The 15,222-nt window shown below is 71.5% G+C and carries 15 protein-coding genes and 1 rRNA gene; 8 read left to right on the top strand and 8 right to left on the bottom strand.

The window, feature by feature from the left end; genetic code table 11:
- Position 1 precedes the first annotated feature (1 nt).
- The 3 genes from MRBLMI12_RS14035 to MRBLMI12_RS14025 are packed head-to-tail and all read left to right on the top strand — an operon-like array spanning position 2 to position 4,323.
- On the top strand, positions 2–1,024 hold the full coding sequence (locus MRBLMI12_RS14035) for an endonuclease/exonuclease/phosphatase family protein (RefSeq protein WP_349427120.1): 1,023 nt from the start codon (positions 2–4) through the stop codon (positions 1,022–1,024).
- A gap of 40 nt (positions 1,025–1,064) precedes the next feature.
- Positions 1,065–2,498, top strand: coding sequence for an aminopeptidase P family protein (locus MRBLMI12_RS14030; RefSeq protein ID WP_363357070.1), 1,434 nt, complete (start codon positions 1,065–1,067; stop codon positions 2,496–2,498).
- Between the two features lie 4 nt (positions 2,499–2,502).
- Positions 2,503–4,323 (top strand): gamma-glutamyltransferase family protein, encoded by a 1,821-nt coding sequence (locus tag MRBLMI12_RS14025; protein WP_363357069.1) that lies wholly within the window; start codon positions 2,503–2,505, stop codon positions 4,321–4,323.
- Between the two features lie 38 nt (positions 4,324–4,361).
- Here the strand turns inward: MRBLMI12_RS14025 and MRBLMI12_RS14020 are convergent, their stop codons facing one another.
- Positions 4,362–5,507, bottom strand: a complete 1,146-nt coding sequence (locus tag MRBLMI12_RS14020) for a citrate/2-methylcitrate synthase (RefSeq protein WP_363357068.1) — start codon at positions 5,505–5,507, stop codon at positions 4,362–4,364.
- A gap of 113 nt (positions 5,508–5,620) precedes the next feature.
- On the opposite strand from MRBLMI12_RS14020, the gene MRBLMI12_RS14015 reads away from it, so the two are divergent.
- Entirely contained in the window at positions 5,621–6,820 is a 1,200-nt protein-coding gene (locus tag MRBLMI12_RS14015; protein WP_363357067.1) for a citrate/2-methylcitrate synthase, read from the top strand.
- On the opposite strand, the gene MRBLMI12_RS14010 is transcribed toward MRBLMI12_RS14015, so the two are convergent.
- Entirely contained in the window at positions 6,796–7,494 is a 699-nt protein-coding gene (locus MRBLMI12_RS14010) for an alpha/beta family hydrolase (RefSeq protein WP_363357066.1), read from the bottom strand. The genes MRBLMI12_RS14015 and MRBLMI12_RS14010 overlap by 25 nt on opposite strands.
- Positions 7,491–8,294 carry a general stress protein gene (locus MRBLMI12_RS14005; protein WP_363357065.1) on the bottom strand — a complete coding sequence of 268 codons (804 nt, stop codon included), beginning with the start codon at positions 8,292–8,294 and terminating at the stop codon, positions 7,491–7,493. The genes MRBLMI12_RS14010 and MRBLMI12_RS14005 overlap by 4 nt, the downstream gene beginning before the upstream one ends.
- Before the next feature lie 40 nt (positions 8,295–8,334).
- On the opposite strand from MRBLMI12_RS14005, the gene MRBLMI12_RS14000 reads away from it, so the two are divergent.
- Genes MRBLMI12_RS14000 through MRBLMI12_RS13990 form a run of 3 tightly spaced genes read left to right on the top strand, consistent with a single transcriptional unit; the run spans position 8,335 to position 11,344 of the window.
- The gene (locus tag MRBLMI12_RS14000) at positions 8,335–9,666 is read left to right on the top strand and encodes a magnesium transporter (protein WP_363357064.1); all 1,332 of its coding nucleotides are present in this window, start codon (positions 8,335–8,337) and stop codon (positions 9,664–9,666) included.
- Positions 9,666–10,193 (top strand): DUF1003 domain-containing protein, encoded by a 528-nt coding sequence (locus MRBLMI12_RS13995; protein WP_363357063.1) that lies wholly within the window; start codon positions 9,666–9,668, stop codon positions 10,191–10,193. The genes MRBLMI12_RS14000 and MRBLMI12_RS13995 overlap by 1 nt, the downstream gene beginning before the upstream one ends.
- Positions 10,190–11,344, top strand: coding sequence for an Mrp/NBP35 family ATP-binding protein (locus tag MRBLMI12_RS13990; protein ID WP_363357062.1), 1,155 nt, complete (start codon positions 10,190–10,192; stop codon positions 11,342–11,344). The genes MRBLMI12_RS13995 and MRBLMI12_RS13990 overlap by 4 nt, the downstream gene beginning before the upstream one ends.
- A 13-nt stretch (positions 11,345–11,357) precedes the next feature.
- Here the strand turns inward: MRBLMI12_RS13990 and MRBLMI12_RS13985 are convergent, their stop codons facing one another.
- On the bottom strand, positions 11,358–11,741 hold the full coding sequence (locus MRBLMI12_RS13985; protein ID WP_349427109.1) for a Sec-independent protein translocase TatB: 384 nt from the start codon (positions 11,739–11,741) through the stop codon (positions 11,358–11,360).
- A 73-nt stretch (positions 11,742–11,814) separates the two neighbouring features.
- Here MRBLMI12_RS13985 and MRBLMI12_RS13980 point away from each other — a divergent pair, with 73 nt between their 5' ends.
- On the top strand, positions 11,815–12,450 hold the full coding sequence (locus MRBLMI12_RS13980; protein WP_349427108.1) for an O-methyltransferase: 636 nt from the start codon (positions 11,815–11,817) through the stop codon (positions 12,448–12,450).
- A 61-nt stretch (positions 12,451–12,511) separates the two neighbouring features.
- Here MRBLMI12_RS13980 and MRBLMI12_RS13975 read toward each other — a convergent pair whose 3' ends face one another.
- From MRBLMI12_RS13975 to rrf, 4 genes are all read right to left on the bottom strand, one after another.
- Positions 12,512–12,685 (bottom strand): DUF3117 domain-containing protein, encoded by a 174-nt coding sequence (locus tag MRBLMI12_RS13975; RefSeq protein ID WP_019179788.1) that lies wholly within the window; start codon positions 12,683–12,685, stop codon positions 12,512–12,514.
- A gap of 95 nt (positions 12,686–12,780) precedes the next feature.
- Complete coding sequence (locus MRBLMI12_RS13970; protein ID WP_363357061.1) at positions 12,781–14,007, bottom strand: hypothetical protein; 1,227 nt, start codon at positions 14,005–14,007, stop codon at positions 12,781–12,783.
- The gene (dapE, locus tag MRBLMI12_RS13965) at positions 13,989–15,065 is read right to left on the bottom strand and encodes a succinyl-diaminopimelate desuccinylase (RefSeq protein WP_363357060.1); all 1,077 of its coding nucleotides are present in this window, start codon (positions 15,063–15,065) and stop codon (positions 13,989–13,991) included. The genes MRBLMI12_RS13970 and dapE overlap by 19 nt, the downstream gene beginning before the upstream one ends.
- Positions 15,066–15,144: 79 nt before the next feature.
- Positions 15,145–15,222: ribosomal RNA gene (gene rrf / locus MRBLMI12_RS13960) — 5S ribosomal RNA — on the bottom strand; the annotation flags it as partial.

Below are 15,222 nucleotides of genomic sequence, written 5' to 3'. Positions count from 1 at the left end.
CGTGCTTCGCCTGCTCGGGATCCTCGTGACCGTGCTGTGCGCGATCGCCGCAGCGGTGCTCACGTTCCCCGGCTTCTTCCGTGTCGAGCGCATCTACCCGATCGCCCAGATCGTGTCGTTCCGCGGCATCCTCGCGCTCGCGTTCGCCGCGGCCGCCCTGCTCGCGCTGCTTCTCGCGATCGCGCGGCCGATCCGGCCGCTGGCCCTGTCGATCGCGCTCGTCGCCGGAATCGCGACGGTGGCGAACGTCGCGGTCCTGTCGGCTCGCGGCGGCCTCGGCACCGACCCGCTGCCTGCCAAGACCGACGCCAGCGTCCGGGTGATGACGTGGAACACGGCCGGCCCGGCCACGCCGCCCGAGACCATCGCGAAGATCGCCGTCGCGATGGATGCCGACATCGTGGCCCTGCCCGAGACCACCATCGAGACCGGTGAGAGCGTCGCGCTCGCGATGCGCGACCTCGGCCACCGGATGTGGGCGCACCACGCCTCGGATCCGTCCACGGAATGGGATGCCGGATCCACGACCCTGCTGATCTCGCCCGACCTGGGCGACTACGCGGTCATCGAGTCCTCCCTCGACGGCACCAGCAACACCTCCACCGTGCCGAGCGCCGTCGCGATGCCCGTCTCGGGCGAGGGCCCCATCGTGGTCGCCGTGCACGCGGTCGCGCCGAGACCGAGCTATATGCAGAGCTGGCGCGACGACCTGCAGTGGCTGGCGGACCAGTGCGGCGACAGCAACGTGATCATGGCGGGCGACTTCAACGCGACCGTCGACCACATGACGGGTCTGGGGCTCGACGGCGCCACCCTCGGGCACTGCACCGACGCCGCCGTCGAGACGGGCAACGGAGCGCTGGGCACCTGGTCGGCCGACCTGCCGGCCGTCCTCGGCGCGCCCATCGATCACGTGATGGCCACGCCCCAGTGGCGCGCATCCGGGTCGCTGGTGCTGCGGTCGCTCGACGACTCCGGATCCGACCATCGCCCGCTGATCGTCCAGTACGAGCCGGCCGGCTGAGCCTGTCTCGCAGCCGCCCGCGCGTGCGAGACTGGGACACATGAGCAGCGCAGCCAGCGAGCAGTCCACCGGCGCCACGAGCACCACGGATACCGCCACACCGCCGTCGACCAGCACCAACCGGCGCCAGCCGTTCGGTCAGGGCTTCCTCGACACGATCTCCACCGGATGGGCCGAGCGCCCCGACACCGCGCCCCCGGCGCGCCCGCAGGCGCCTTTCGCGGCGCGGCGCCGCGATGCGGTCTCGGCAGCGTTCCCCGGCAAGCGCCTGGTCATCCCCGCCGGTGAGCTGAAGCAGCGCAGCAACGACACCGACTACCCCTTCCGGGCGCACTCGGCGTTCTCGCATCTCACGGGGTGGGCGTCGGATTCCGAGCCTGGGGCCATGCTGGTGTTCGAACCCCGATCGTCGGGCGGCCACGACGTCACGCTGTACTTCCGCGAGCGCGCCGACCGCACGACGAGCGAGTTCTACTCGGATGCCTCGATCGGCGAGTTCTGGATCGGCCCCCGGCCGGCGCTTGCCGGCGTCGCTGCGGATCTCGCACTCGCGACCGCGCACATCGACGACTTCGAGTCCGGCGACGGCGATGTCGTCCTCGACGAGGACGACGACCTCGCGCGGTTCGTGTCGGAGCTGAGGCTCGTGAAGGACGCGTACGAGATCGGGCAGATGGAGCTCGCCGTGCAGGTGACCGCCTCCGGCTTCGACGACATCGTCGCGAACCTCCCTGCCATCGTCGAGCACCCCCGCGGCGAGCGCGTCGTGGAGGGCGTGTTCCATCAGCGCGCCCGCAGCGACGGCAACGCGGTCGGCTACGACACGATCGCGGCATCCGGTCCCCACGCGTGCTACCTGCACTGGACGCGCAACGACGGCGCCGTGGTGCCGGGCGATCTCATCCTGATCGACGCCGGCGTCGAGGTCGACAGCCTCTACACCGCCGACATCACGCGCACGCTCCCGGTCAGCGGCCGCTTCACGGACGTGCAGCGCAAGGTCTACGAGACGGTGCGCGAAGCCGCCGACGCCGCCTTCGCCGCGGCCCGCCCCGGCGTGAAGTTCCGCTCCGTCCATGAGGCCGCCATGCAGGTCATCGCGGCACGGGTCGCAGAATGGGGCCTGCTGCCGGTGACGGCCGAGGAAGCGCTGGATGCCGACAACGGCGGCCACCACCGCCGCTACATGGTGCACGGCACGAGCCACCACCTGGGCATCGACGTGCACGACTGCGCGCAGGCCCGCCGCGACATGTACTACGACGGCATCCTCGAGGCCGGCATGGTCTTCACGATCGAGCCGGGGCTCTACTTCCAGATCGACGATCTCACCGTTCCCGAGGAGTACCGCGGCATCGGCGTGCGCATCGAGGACGACATCCTGATGACCGAGGACGGGCCCGTCAACCTGTCGTCCGCCATCCCGCGGACCGCGGACGAGGTCGAGGCCTGGATCGCGGCCGGCGGGCGCTGAGCCCGTGGCTTACACCGCTCCGGCGTCGTTCACGACGCGCCCGACACTGACCGGGACGTTCGGCATGTCGGCGTCGACCCACTGGCTTGCGACGGCCACCGCGCAGGCGGTGCTGGAGCGGGGCGGCAACGCGTTCGACGCGTCGGTCGCCGCGGCCTTCGTGCTCCACGTGGTCGAACCGCACCTCAACGGCCCCGGTGGCGACCTCGTCGCGATCTTCCAGCCCGCGGACGCGACCGCCCCGACGGTGCTCATGGGCCAGGGGCCCGCGCCCGCGGGTGCGACGATCGCCCATTATCGCGACGAAGGCCTCGATCTCGTTCCCGGCGCCGGTGGCCTTGCGGCGGCGGTGCCCGGCGCCGTCGACGCCTGGCTTCTGCTGCTGCGCGACCACGGGACATGGGAGCTCGCCGACGTGCTCGCGTACGCGATCGGCTACGCCCGAGACGGGCACCCGCTGGTGGCGGGCGCCGCCGCGACCATCGCTCGCGTGGCCGAGCTGTTCCGGGATGACTGGACGACCTCGGCCGAGTTGTGGATGCCGGACGGACAGCCGCCCGCTGCCGGGCAGGTCATGCGCAATCCGGCGTACGCCGCCGTCCTCGACGGGCTGGTGCACGCGTCGTGCACCGTGCGCGACGACGGTCCGGTGGGCCGCGCCGCCCGCATCGACGCCGCACGGCGGGAGTGGAAGACCGGGATCGTGGCGCACGAGGCGTCGGCATTCCTCGCGCGGCCGCACCGGCACTCGGACGGCGGCGCACACGCGGGCGTCATCACGGCCGACGACTTCGCCGGCTTCGACGCCGGCTACGAGCCGGCTGTGACGCGGGAGTTCCGCGGGCGCACGATCGCGAAGGCGGGCGCCTGGACGCAGGGGCCGGCGCTCCTGCAGACGCTCGGTCTGCTCGAGCCCCTCGCCGATGACCTTCTCGATCCGTCGCAGGAGGCCGGCGCGCACACGATCCTCGAGGCGCAGAAGCTCGCCTACGCCGACCGCGACGGCTGGTTCGGCGATGACGACGTCGACCTCGACGCGCTGCTGTCCGCCGAATACCTCGACGCGCGGCGCTCGCTGATCACCGAGACCGCCTCGGCGCAGTTCCGGCCGGGCTCGCTGCCCGGGCGCACGGCGTTCCGCCCACCGCTGCGCACGACGTACGACGCTCCGGCGCTCGGCACCGGCGAGCCGACCGTCGCGCCCGCCCAGCCGAGGGTGTCGTCGTCCGGTGAGACCCGGGGCGACACGTGTCACCTCGACGTCATCGACCGCTGGGGCAACATCGTCTCGGCGACCCCGTCGGGCGGCTGGCTGCAGTCGTCGCCGGCGATCCCCGCGCTCGGTTTCTGTCTCGGCACGCGCCTGCAGATGACCTGGCTCGAGCCCGGGCACCCGTCCTCGCTCGCGCCGGGACGGCGGCCGCGCACCACGCTCACGCCGACGCTCGTCCTGCGCGACGGCGTGCCGGAGTTCGCGATCGGCTCCCCCGGCGGCGACCAGCAGGATCAGTGGCAGCTGCTGGCGCTCCTGCGGATCATCGTCGGCGGCTACTCGCCGCAGCAGGCGATCGACGCGCCCGCGCTGCACACGACGTCTCTGCCCGAGTCGTTCTGGCCGCGCACGTGGACGCCGGCCGGTGCCGTCGTCGAGAACCGCCTGGGCGATGCCCTGATCGAAGGCCTCGAGCGCCGGGGACACGTCGTGACGCGCGCGGGCGACTGGGCGCTCGGCAGGGTCTCGGCGGTGGGACGCGATGCCGCCACCGGCGTCGTCTGGGGCGCCGCCAATCCTCGCGGCTTGCAGGGGTACGCCGCCGGTCGGTAGGCCCCGCACCGGCGCATCGCCGCCCCACCGGTCTCGGGTCAGGCGGCCGCCCGCACCTGCGGGCCGACGTAGCGCGCCGACGGCCGGATGATCTTCGGGTCCCGCGCCTGCTCGAGGATGTGCGCCGTCCACCCGATGGTGCGGGCGACCGCGAAGGTCGGCGTGAACATCGATCGCGGCAGCCCGCATCGCTCCATGACCAGCGCCGCCCAGAACTCCACGTTCGCGTGCAGTTCGCGGCCGGGCTTGGCCTCGGCGAGCACCCGTTCGGCCGTCTCCTGGAATCGCGCCGCGAGTTCGACGCGCGGACCGCCGGTGCGCAGGGCGACGCGCTTCATCAGCTCAGCCCGTGGATCCGCCGTGCGGTACACGGCATGGCCGAAGCCCATCAGCCGGCGCCCGGCCGCGAGCTCGCCGCGGATCCACGGCTCGATGCGCTCGGCGCTTCCCACGTCGTCCAGCCCGTCGAGCGCGCGCGACGGTGCACCGCCGTGCAGCGGTCCGGTCAGGGCGCCGAGTGCGCCGACCAGACAAGCGGCGGCATCCGCTCCCGTCGAGGCGATGACCCGCGCGGTGAACGTCGAGGCGTTGAATCCGTGGTCCATGACGGCGATCAGATACGCAGTGAGCGCGCGCTCGGTCTCGTCGTCGGGCTCGGTGCCGGTCACCTGGTGCAGGTAGTTCGCGACGACGCCGCGGCCGTCGAGCGCGGGCAGCACGGCCTCCCCGCGGCCCCGCCGCCACAGCGCGCCGACGATCACGGGCGTCGACGCGCCGAATGCGATCGCGTCGTCGAGGCGCTGGTCCTCGTCGAGGTCGTAGAGCGGGCGGATGCGGCGCCGCGCGCCGAGCAGCGGCCATGCCGCAGCGAGGCCGGCCAGCACGTCGGGCGTCGCGGATGCGACCGCGTCGACGACCGCCTCGATGTCGCCCCGCCGCTCCGCCGAGGCGGCGACACGGGCGGCGAAGGCTGCTCGGGAGGCGCCCGTCGCCGGCTCGCCCGTCACCAGCAGCTGCCACGCGTCCTCGAACGTCGCCGACGCCGCCAGCTCGATCGCCGAGCGGTCCCGATACTGGTAGAAGCCCTCGGCGCCGCGAACATCGCTCACGGTCGTCTCGGCCACGATGACGCCGGCGAGACCTCGCGGGACGTCCCTCGTGGCGGACTGTGTCGTCGTGCTCATGTCGGCTCCCTGTCGTTCCCGGCAGCCCGTCCGGGATGTCGGACGGGCGAATACCGCTACAGTCAGTGTCGGAACTTGATCACGCTTTCGTCAATCTTGATCGGATCAACATCATGGGCGATCTTCCGCGCCTCACCGCTGTGGAAGCGGCCGCGCGCCTGGGCGTCAAACCGGAGTCGCTGTACGCCTACGTGTCGCGAGGGCTCCTCTCGCGCGAGCGGGACGCCGCCGGCTCGTCGTTCGATCCGCTCGAGGTCGAGGCGTTCGCGCGACGGCGCCGCCGTTCGCCCGCCGCGGCGCCGGGAACCGCCGTGGCGGGGACTCCCCTCATGGTGCTCGACACGAGCCTCGCCCACATCGACGACGACCGACTGCACTACCGGGAGCGGTCGGCCGCGCGCCTCGCACGCGAGCAGTCGTTCGAGGACGTCGTCGCCTGGCTCTGGGATGTGCCGTCGCTGCGGAGTCCCTCCGACGACGACCTCGCCGTGGCGCGCCGTACGATCGCCGCCCTGGGCGAGACCGCGTCATCGCTGGATCGCGTGCTCGTCGCCGTCACGGCACTGGGCGCCACCGATCCCCTACGCGACGACCCGGACCCGTCACAGCTCATCCGCGTCGGTGCGCGACTGCTCACCGGCCTTCCCGCGTCTCTCGCGCCGAAGGGCGACGCCGACGCGATCGCCTCCACGCTGTGGCGCGCGCTGGCCGCGTCCGACGACCCGCACGGCCGCCGCCTGCTCGATGCCGCGCTCATCCTCGTGATCGATCACGACCTCGCGGTCTCGACGCTCGCCGCGCGCGTCGCGGCCTCGGCGCGGGCATCCGGCTACGCCGTCGTCACGGCCGCGCTGGGTGCCTTCGACGCGCCCTTGCACGGCACGGCGAGCCGCGCCGCCGTCCGCATGCTGCGCGCCGTGACCGAGGGGGATCCGGCGCCCTCGGCGATCGCCCGTGCCGTGCGCGACGGCGGGCGCGGCATCCCCGGGTTCGGCCAGGCGCTGTATGCCGGCGGAGACATGCGGGCTGCCGTTCTGCTGGAGCTGCTGCGGGAGGCGCCCGGCAGCGCCGACGTCATGGCGGCGGTCGACGCGGTCGCCGGTGAAGTGGCACGTCGCGCCGACGCACGACCGAACCTCGACCTGGCGCTGGCCGCGCTCGTGCTCTGGGCGCAGATGCCCGAGGATGCCGGCGCCGTCGTCTTCGCGGTCGGCCGCATCGCCGGCTGGATCACCCACGCGATCGACGAGTACGACGAGCGCCCGATGCGCCTGCGGCCCCGGGGCCGCTACGTGGGTCCTGCCCCGGAGTGAATCCGGCGCATCCACGCGACGACCCGAGGGACGAGGTCGGCGGCGATCTCGGCCGGCGGGCGCTTCTGGCCCTTGACCTCGAAGGAGTGGCCGCCGCCCTCGATCCACGCGATCTCGGCCCGGCGGCACGTGGCGACCGCCGCGTCCAGCTGGTCATGGGGATCGATGAAGGGATCCTTGGTGCCCTCGACGAACAGCTGCGGCTGCGGCACATCCGGCAGGTGCGCCGTGCGGGCTTTGTCGGGGCTCCCCGGCGGATGGAGCGGGTAACCGAGGTAGACCAGCCCCGACGGATCGATCACACCTTCCGCAGCGGCCATCGACGCCATGCGCCCGCCGTACGACTTGCCCATCGCGAAGACCGGTGCCCCATCCGCGCTCTTCACCAGAGCGTCGTGCACTGCCGCCCACGTTGCGACGGCGTGAGCCGCGGGACCCGGCATCCGTCGTCCCGCTTCGACGTAGGGGAAGTTGAAGCGCAGCGTGGCGACGCCTTCGCGCGCGAGCGCGTCGGCGAACCCGGTCAGGAACGGATGCCGGTAGCCGGCGCCGGCACCGTGCGCGAGGCCGGCGAACGCCCAGGGCGCCGCCGGCGCCACGAGGTCGATCGAGATGTCGGCGCTTGCGTTCGGGAGCGCGACGGCGATCCGCGAGGAGTCCCCGCCTGCGCTCATGCGCGTTCGCTGTCGCCGGCGCGCGATTCCTTCGTCGCGTCGACGGAATCCCGCTCGGAGCCGTCTGCCGGTTCTGCGGGGGCGCCGTCCGGATCGGCGGCATCCGCCGGCGCGCCGGAGGCCCCCGCCGGTTCACCGGCGAGGGCGTCTGCGGCGGGCTGCTCCGGCGCCGACGGCTGCGGTTCCTCCCGCGGCGCGGCATCCGTGTTCGGCACGACCCGCTCGCCGTACCGCGGCGGCTCCGCGGCCGCCGCCGCGGGAGCGGACGCAGCAGGCGCGGCGGGCGACGTCGGAGCGGCTGACGCCGCAGGCGCGGCCGGCGTCACTCCGGTCTGGGGGCCGAGCACCTGACGTGCGCGATGCACGCTGTTGTCGGTCACGGTGACCTCGTAGTGGTCGGCGACGACCTGCATCACCGACGCGTAGTCGCGGCGGCGGCGCACGAACGAGTACGTGACGATGCTCAGCAGCATGCCGATCGCGATGCCCACGAACAGCACCCCGACGAAGGCCTGGATGGGCACGGACGGGGATCCGATCACCAGGATCGCGGAGAACAGCAGTCCGAGGAGGAGCCCATTCACGGCACCGGAACGCGCCGCCGACGCGTAGCCGAGGCGACCCGTGATCCGCTCGATCGAACGGAGCCCCTGACCCACGATCGCGATGTCGCGCGCCGGGATGTCGGCCGCGATCAGCGACGACACCGCCTTCTGCGCAGCCTCGTACGTCGGGAAGCTCGCCACGGTCTGGCCGACCGCGTCGGAACCCTGCGGAGAGCGCCCTCCCATCATGGTCATCTCCCCATCCTCCCATGGCACGCGGACTACGCTGGGACGTGTGAGCACGCAGAGGGTTTTCGTCGCGCGCCTTTCCGGGTGCTCGGTCTTCGACCCCGCCGGCGACCGTCTCGGCAAGGTCCGCGATGTCGTCGTCATCTATCGAAAAGATGATCCGCCCCGCGTGATCGGGCTCGTCGTGGAGATCCCCGGGCGTCGCCATGTCTTCGTCTCGATCGGACGCGTCACCTCCATCGCCACCGGCCAGGTCATCACCACCGGCCTCATCAACGTGCGCCGCTTCCAGCAGCGCGGCGGCGAGGTGCGCGTGATGGCCGAGATGCTCGGCCGCAAGGTGTTCTTCGCCGACGGCTCCGGCACGGCCGTGATCGAAGACGTCGCCATCGAGCGCAACCGCCTGGGCGAGTGGGATGTCGGACAGCTCTTCCTGCGCAAGCCGAAGACGAGCGCCTCGCCCTTCGCCAAGGGGCCGACGACTTTCGCGAACTGGGACGCGGTGCGCGAGAGCCAGGTGCCGGGCGAGGCCCAGTCGGCCGAACAGCTGGTCGCGACCTACTCCGAGCTGCGCCCCGCCGACCTGGCGAACACACTGCTCGACCTCCCCGAAGATCGGCTTCTCGAGGTCGTCGAAGAGCTCCCCGACGATCGACTCGCCGACGCGCTGGAAGAGATGCCCGAGGACGAGCAGGTGCACATCCTCGAGGCGCTCGACGACGAGCGCGCCGCCGACATCCTCGATGCCATGGAACCCGATGATGCCGCCGACGTGCTGGGCCAGCTGCCCGAGGACCAGCGCGAGGAGCTGCTGGAGCTCATGCAGCCCGAGGAGGCGGAGGACGTCCGCGCGCTGCTGAAGTACGCCTCCGACACCGCGGGCGGTCTCATGACGAGCGAGCCGATCGTGCTGTCCGCCGACGCGACCATCGCCGAGGCACTCGCCCTCATCCGGCGCCACGAGCTGCACCCCGCGCTGGCGGCCGCGGTCTTCGTGACGCTGCCGCCCTACGAGACGCCGACGGGAAGGCTGCTGGGCACCGTGCACTTCCAGCGGATGCTGCGCTACCCGCCGCACGAGCGCCTCGGTGCGATCATCGACGACACGCTCGACCCCGTGCCCGCCACCGCATCGGCTGCCGAGGTGGCCCGGCTCCTCGCGTCGTACAACCTCGTCTCGCTTCCCGTCGTGGATCCCGCTCACCGGCTGGTCGGCGCGGTCAGCGTCGACGACGTGCTCGACTACCTGCTGCCCGAGGACTGGCGATCTCACGATGCGGAGGATGACGAACGACGCCCGGCGTCCGAGTCCGTGCCGACGACAACAGCGAGCACGCTGACCTTCGGCACGCGCAAGAGCACCGGCAGGAGGCGCTGATGGCACGCAGCAACCGCCAGCCGTCACTCGACGCGCCCCGCGGCCGCTCGGGCATGCTGCAGCGCAGCCCGCAGCCGTCGAGCGACAGGTTCGGGCGCTTCTCCGAGGCGTTCGCCCGCGCGATGGGTACGTCGGGCTTCCTCATCGGCATGACCGTCTTCGTGGCCCTGTGGCTGGCGTGGAACATCTTCATGCCCCCGCAGCTGCAGTTCGACCCGGCCGCGACGAACTTCACGCTGCTGACGCTGATCCTGTCCCTGCAGGCGTCGTATGCGGCGCCCCTGATCCTGTTGGCGCAGAATCGGCAGGACGACCGCGACCGGGTCCAGATCGAGCAGGACCGTCAGCGCGCCGAGCGCAACCTCGCCGACACGGAGTACCTCGCACGCGAGGTGGTGGCGCTGCGCATGGCTGTCAACGACTTCGCCGACCAGGTCGTGACACGCGAGGTGCTCCGCACCGAGCTGCGCGCCCTGCTCGAGAAGCTCGACAACAGCCCCGAGGTCGACGAGGGCGCCACGAGATGAGCGTCTCCACGGACGCGGACGCCGTCCGCACCGCCGTCGGCGCTGTCTCGGATCCGGAGCTGCGCCGTCCGATCGGCGAGCTCGACATGGTCCGCGATATCTCCGTGGAGGACGGCGTCGCGCACGTCGCGATCGCCCTGACCATCGTCGGGTGCCCGGCTGCCGACCGCATCGCCTCGGACGTGCGCGCGGCCGCGGCATCCGTTCCGGGCATCACGGATGTCGCCCTCGATGTGGGCGTGATGACCCCGGCCGAGCGGCACGCGCTCACCGAACGTCTCCGCGGCGGCCGTGCCCGGGAGATGCCGTTCGGCCCCGGTACGCTCACGCGTGTCATCGCGGTCACCAGCGGCAAGGGCGGTGTCGGCAAGTCCACCGTGACCGCGAACCTCGCCGCGGCGCTCGCTGAGCGGGGCCTGGCCGTCGGGCTGGTCGACGCCGACGTGCACGGCTTCTCGATCCCCGGTCAGCTGGGTCTCGTGGCGGCCGACGGCAGCGTGCCGCAGCCCACGCGCGTCGACGACCTCATGCTGCCGCCCGTCGCGCACGGCGTGAAGGTGATCTCGATCGGAATGTTCCTGCGCGGGCGGGACGGTGACAGCCCGGTCGGCGCCGTCGCGTGGCGCGGGCCGATGCTGCACCGCACGGTGGTGCAGTTCCTCACCGATGTGTACTTCGGCGATCTCGATGTGCTCCTGCTCGACATGCCGCCGGGCACCGGCGACGTCGCGATCTCGGTCGGCCAGCTGCTGCCCAACGCCGAGGTGCTCGTCGTGACCACGCCGCAGACCGCCGCCTCGGATGTCGCTGTGCGGAGCGGCCTGGTGGCGCGTCAGACGGGCCAGCGGGTCATCGGCGTGATCGAGAACATGTCAGCCCTGACTCTCCCCGACGGCACGACGCTCGATCTTTTCGGCGCCGGAGGCGGCGCCGCGGTCGCCACGGCGCTGTCTCAGCCCGATGCAGAGGTTGCGCTCCTCGGCTCGGTGCCGCTCAGCCCGACGCTGCGGGCGGACGCGGATGCCGGCATCCCGGCCGTCCTTGCACACCCCGATGATCCCGCGTCCGAGGTCATCGCCCGCATCGCCACAGAACTGGCGCGCACGCCGCGGGGTCTGTCAGGACGCTCGCTCCCGTTCCGTCCGCGGTGACACCCGCACGGCGTCAGGTCGCCTCTGTGTCGTAGGGCGTCGGCCCGCCTGCCGGACCGCGGAAGGGCGACGCCACCGGTGTGGTCGGGGGCGTCGGTGCGGGTGCGGCCTGCGCTGCGGCGGCGACACCGGCAACCGGCGCATCGTCCAGCAGAGCCTCGCGGATGATGCGCCGGGGGTCGTACTGGCGCGGATCGAGAGTGCGCCAGTCGACGTCGTCGAAGTCCTCGCCCATCTCGTCGCGCACACGCGTGCGCGCGGTTGTCACCCACTCCCGCGCCCGCTTCGTCAGTCCCGCGAGGGACTCCGCATACCGCGGCAGACGCTCGGGTCCGAGGATGAGTGCCGCGACGAGTCCGATCAGCAGAAGCTTCTCGATCGTGAGGCCGAAGATCATGCCTTCAGATTACCGCCGTGCCTGAGCGGTCAGCGCCGCGGGGCCGCGTAGGCTGGCGGACGGAGGGATGCCGATGGGAGAGCAGAACGCGAACCAGCGGTTCGTCGATGAGGCGACGAGCGAGCCGGAGCACATCGCGCGAGCTCGGGCGCACGCGCTCGAACTCGGCGCCGCGCCGATCAGTCCCGCCATCGGCGCGCAGTGCGCCGTCATCGCCGCCGCGTCCCAGGCGCTCAACATCGTCGAGATCGGCACGGGCGCGGGGGTCTCCGGTCTCTGGCTGCTGCACGGTTCGCCCCGTGCCACCCTCACCACCATCGACAAGGAGCCGGAGCACCTCGGCGCCGCGCGTCAGGCCTTCGCCGAGGCGCGGATCCCTCCGGCCCGCGCACGATTCATCACCGGCCGCGCCGCAGAGGTGCTGCCCCGCATGAACGAGGCGTCCTACGACATCGTGCTCGTGGACGCCGATCCCGATGGCGTGATCGAGTACGTGGAGCACGGCCTTCGCCTGGTGCGCGCCGGTGGCACCGTGCTGGTCCCCCGCGTCCTCGCCGGCGGCGGCGTCGCCGACCCGGTCCGCCGGGACCCGGTGACCACCGCCTACCGCTCGCTCATCCAGGAGACACAGGCATCGCCCGCCGTGATCGGAGCGCTGTCGATCACGGGCGAGGGGCTGCTGCAGCTCACCACCATCGCCCTCACCTGAAATCTCGGCAGAAACGCGAATGGCCGGTCCCGTCGGGACCGGCCATTCGCGCAACGTGCCACTACGCGGCGTTGACGACGCCACCCAGTACGTCGTAGAGCTCCTTGGCCTCAGCGTCGTTCACCGAGACGACCAGGCGACCGCCTCCTTCGAGCGGCACGCGCACGATGATGAGTCGACCCTCCTTCACGGCCTCCATCGGCCCGTCTCCGGTTCTCGGCTTCATGGCTGCCATTGCGGCTCCTTTTCATCGATGGTCTGCAGGTCAAGTTTATCGTGAGGGCACGGGCCCCGGGCACGCCTGGGGAAAGCGGCATCCGTCATGTCGCGTCATGGCACCTGCCAGGTGCTGTTGCCGAGTGCGTACATGTTGTAGATCCACCACCACTGCCCGATCAGGCACACCAGGAGCACCCCGACGCGCCAGACGCGCGACCGCGGCACGGCGAAGGCGCCCCACAACGGGGAGAGCGGCACGAGCAGCCGGAAGATGCTCGACTGCGGGAAGAAGACCAGCAGCAGGTACACGAGATAGCTCGCGCTCCACAGCCGGATCTCGACGCCCAGCCGGCGCACCTGCGGCAGGAAGGCGAGGGCAGCGCCCATCAGCAGCACGCCGGCGCCGGCGAGGGCGTAGCCGAGGGCGAGAGGCAGGCGCCAGATCGTCTCGAACCAGAACGACACCCCGGCGAAGAAGGGCTCGAAGGGTGCGAAGGACGGGTCTCCCGGCACCCAGTTGCGACGCCAGGCGAGCTCGGTCGCGAGGTAGGCGTCAGGTTCACCGGTCACCCAGCCGGCGATGAACTGCCACGCGAAGCCTGCGACGGCGGCGAGCAGGCCCAGCGCGATGATGTGGGTGATCTCGGCGCCGCGCAGGGGTTCCCTCGTCCTGTGGAACCACCTCCAGATGCCGAAGAGCGCCAGGAACAGCGAGAACGCCAGCACGCCGGGACGCGTGAACGCCATCAGCGGAATGAGCAGATACAGCCAGCCGTAACGACGCCGCACCACGCACCAGAGCGCGCAGAACAGCCAGAAGAGGTTGAGCGACTCGGCATAGCCGATCTGGAACAGCGCCGCGAGCGGCCCGCTGGCGAAGAACGCCACCGCCCACAGCGTCGCCACCTCATCGAGGCGGATCCGCAGCAGACTGTAGAGGGCGAGGGATGCACCGTACCCCGCGATGAGCGATACGATCACGGCGCCCGTCCCCCACTGCCCGCCGAACGGCAAGGCGACCGCCTGCGCGAGGTAGGGGTACAGCGGGAGGAACGCCCATGCGTTCTCGGCCACCTGCCCGGAATCGGTCAGCGGGAGCGAGCTCGGGTAGCCCGAGATCGCCACCAGCCAGTACCATGTGCCATCCCACGCGACGACAGTGTCTCCGAGACCCGCATCCGCACCCATCCGGCTCTGGAAACCTGACAGCTCGGCCGCGAGGAACAGGAAAAGCGTGGTGATCAGGCGCGCCCCCAGGTAGATCGCCGCCACCCGCAGGGCGATGCGGCCCCTCGAGCGCCGGGGGGCGGGATCGGCGGTCAGCTGGTCGCCAGCCACGCCCGCAGGCCCTGCTCGACCGCCTCGATCTGAGCCACCGGCACCCGCTCCTCATCGTGGTGGGCGAGGTGCGGGTCTCCCGGGCCATAGTTCACGGCCGGCACACCCAGCGCGCTGAAGCGGGCCACATCGGTCCATCCGTACTTCGGACGCGGTTCGGCGCCGACCGCGGCGAGGAACTCCTGCGCCAGCGGAGCGTCGAGGCCGGGTCGCGCGCCGGCCGCCACATCGACGACGTCGACCTCGAAGCCGGAGAACACCTCGCGCACGTGCGCCTCGGCCTCAACCGCATCGCGGCTCGGAGCGAAGCGGTAGTTGACCTCCACCTCGCAGAGGTCGGGGATCACGTTGCCGGCGACGCCGCCGCCGATGCGGACGGCATTGAGGCCCTCACGGTACACGAGACCCTCGACCGCGACATCGCGCGGCGCGTACTCGGCGAGCCGGTCGAGGACGGGCGCCGCCTTGTGGATCGCGTTCTCACCGATCCAGGCCCGCGCGCTGTGGGCGCGAACGCCGTGCGTGCGAACGATCGCGCGGAGATTGCCGTTGCAGCCGCCCTCGACCTCGCCGTTCGACGGTTCGCCGAGGATCGCGAAGTCGCCGGCGAAGAGGTCAGGGCGCGTGCGCGCCAATCGGGTGAGCCCGTTGAGGTCGGCGTCGACCTCTTCGTGGTCGTACCACATCCAGGTGATGTCGACGCGGGGAGCGATCAGCTCGGCGGCGAGCTTGAGCTGGACAGCGACGCCCGCCTTCATGTCGACGGTGCCACGGCCCCAGATGAAGGGCTGCCCCTCGATCTCGACGTCCTTCGTCGGGACGTTGCGGTTGATCGGGACGGTGTCGATGTGCCCGGCGATCACGACGCGCTGCGCGCGACCGAGGTTCGTGCGGGCGACGATCGTGTCGCCGTCGCGGTACACCTCGAGGTGATCGAGTGCCGAGATCTCCGCGAAGATCGCATCGGCGAGGAGTTTCTCCTCGCCCGATTCGCTCGGAGTGTCGCAGATGATGCGAGTGAGTTCAGCAGAGGAAAGCGACAGATCGAGCGCGGGCATCCCCCGAGTCTACCGAGGCCAATGATGCCCTTAACGCGCAATGGCCACCCCATCAGGGGTGGCCATTGCGTGAATGGGTGTCCGGCGGTGTCCTACTCTCCCACAGGGTCCCCCCTGCAGTACCATCGGCGCTGAGAGGCTTAGCTTCCGGGTTCGG

Origin of the sequence: Microbacterium sp. LMI12-1-1.1 (assembly GCF_040676455.1) — a bacterium.
Taxonomy (GTDB): Bacteria; Actinomycetota; Actinomycetes; order Actinomycetales; family Microbacteriaceae; genus Microbacterium.
This window is presented reverse-complemented; position numbering and strand designations above follow the sequence as displayed.

Coding starts and splice junctions, on each gene's coding strand:
- MRBLMI12_RS14030 (WP_363357070.1), top strand. CDS start 1,065: ATGAGCAGCGCAGCCAGCGAGCAGTCCACCGGCGCCACGAGCACCACG.
- MRBLMI12_RS14020 (WP_363357068.1), bottom strand. CDS start 5,507: ATGAGCACGACGACACAGTCCGCCACGAGGGACGTCCCGCGAGGTCTC.
- MRBLMI12_RS14015 (WP_363357067.1), top strand. CDS start 5,621: ATGGGCGATCTTCCGCGCCTCACCGCTGTGGAAGCGGCCGCGCGCCTG.
- MRBLMI12_RS14010 (WP_363357066.1), bottom strand. CDS start 7,494: ATGAGCGCAGGCGGGGACTCCTCGCGGATCGCCGTCGCGCTCCCGAAC.
- MRBLMI12_RS14005 (WP_363357065.1), bottom strand. CDS start 8,294: ATGACCATGATGGGAGGGCGCTCTCCGCAGGGTTCCGACGCGGTCGGC.
- MRBLMI12_RS13995 (WP_363357063.1), top strand. CDS start 9,666: ATGGCACGCAGCAACCGCCAGCCGTCACTCGACGCGCCCCGCGGCCGC.
- MRBLMI12_RS13990 (WP_363357062.1), top strand. CDS start 10,190: ATGAGCGTCTCCACGGACGCGGACGCCGTCCGCACCGCCGTCGGCGCT.
- MRBLMI12_RS13985 (WP_349427109.1), bottom strand. CDS start 11,741: ATGATCTTCGGCCTCACGATCGAGAAGCTTCTGCTGATCGGACTCGTC.
- MRBLMI12_RS13980 (WP_349427108.1), top strand. CDS start 11,815: ATGGGAGAGCAGAACGCGAACCAGCGGTTCGTCGATGAGGCGACGAGC.
- MRBLMI12_RS13975 (WP_019179788.1), bottom strand. CDS start 12,685: ATGGCAGCCATGAAGCCGAGAACCGGAGACGGGCCGATGGAGGCCGTG.
- dapE (WP_363357060.1), bottom strand. CDS start 15,065: ATGCCCGCGCTCGATCTGTCGCTTTCCTCTGCTGAACTCACTCGCATC.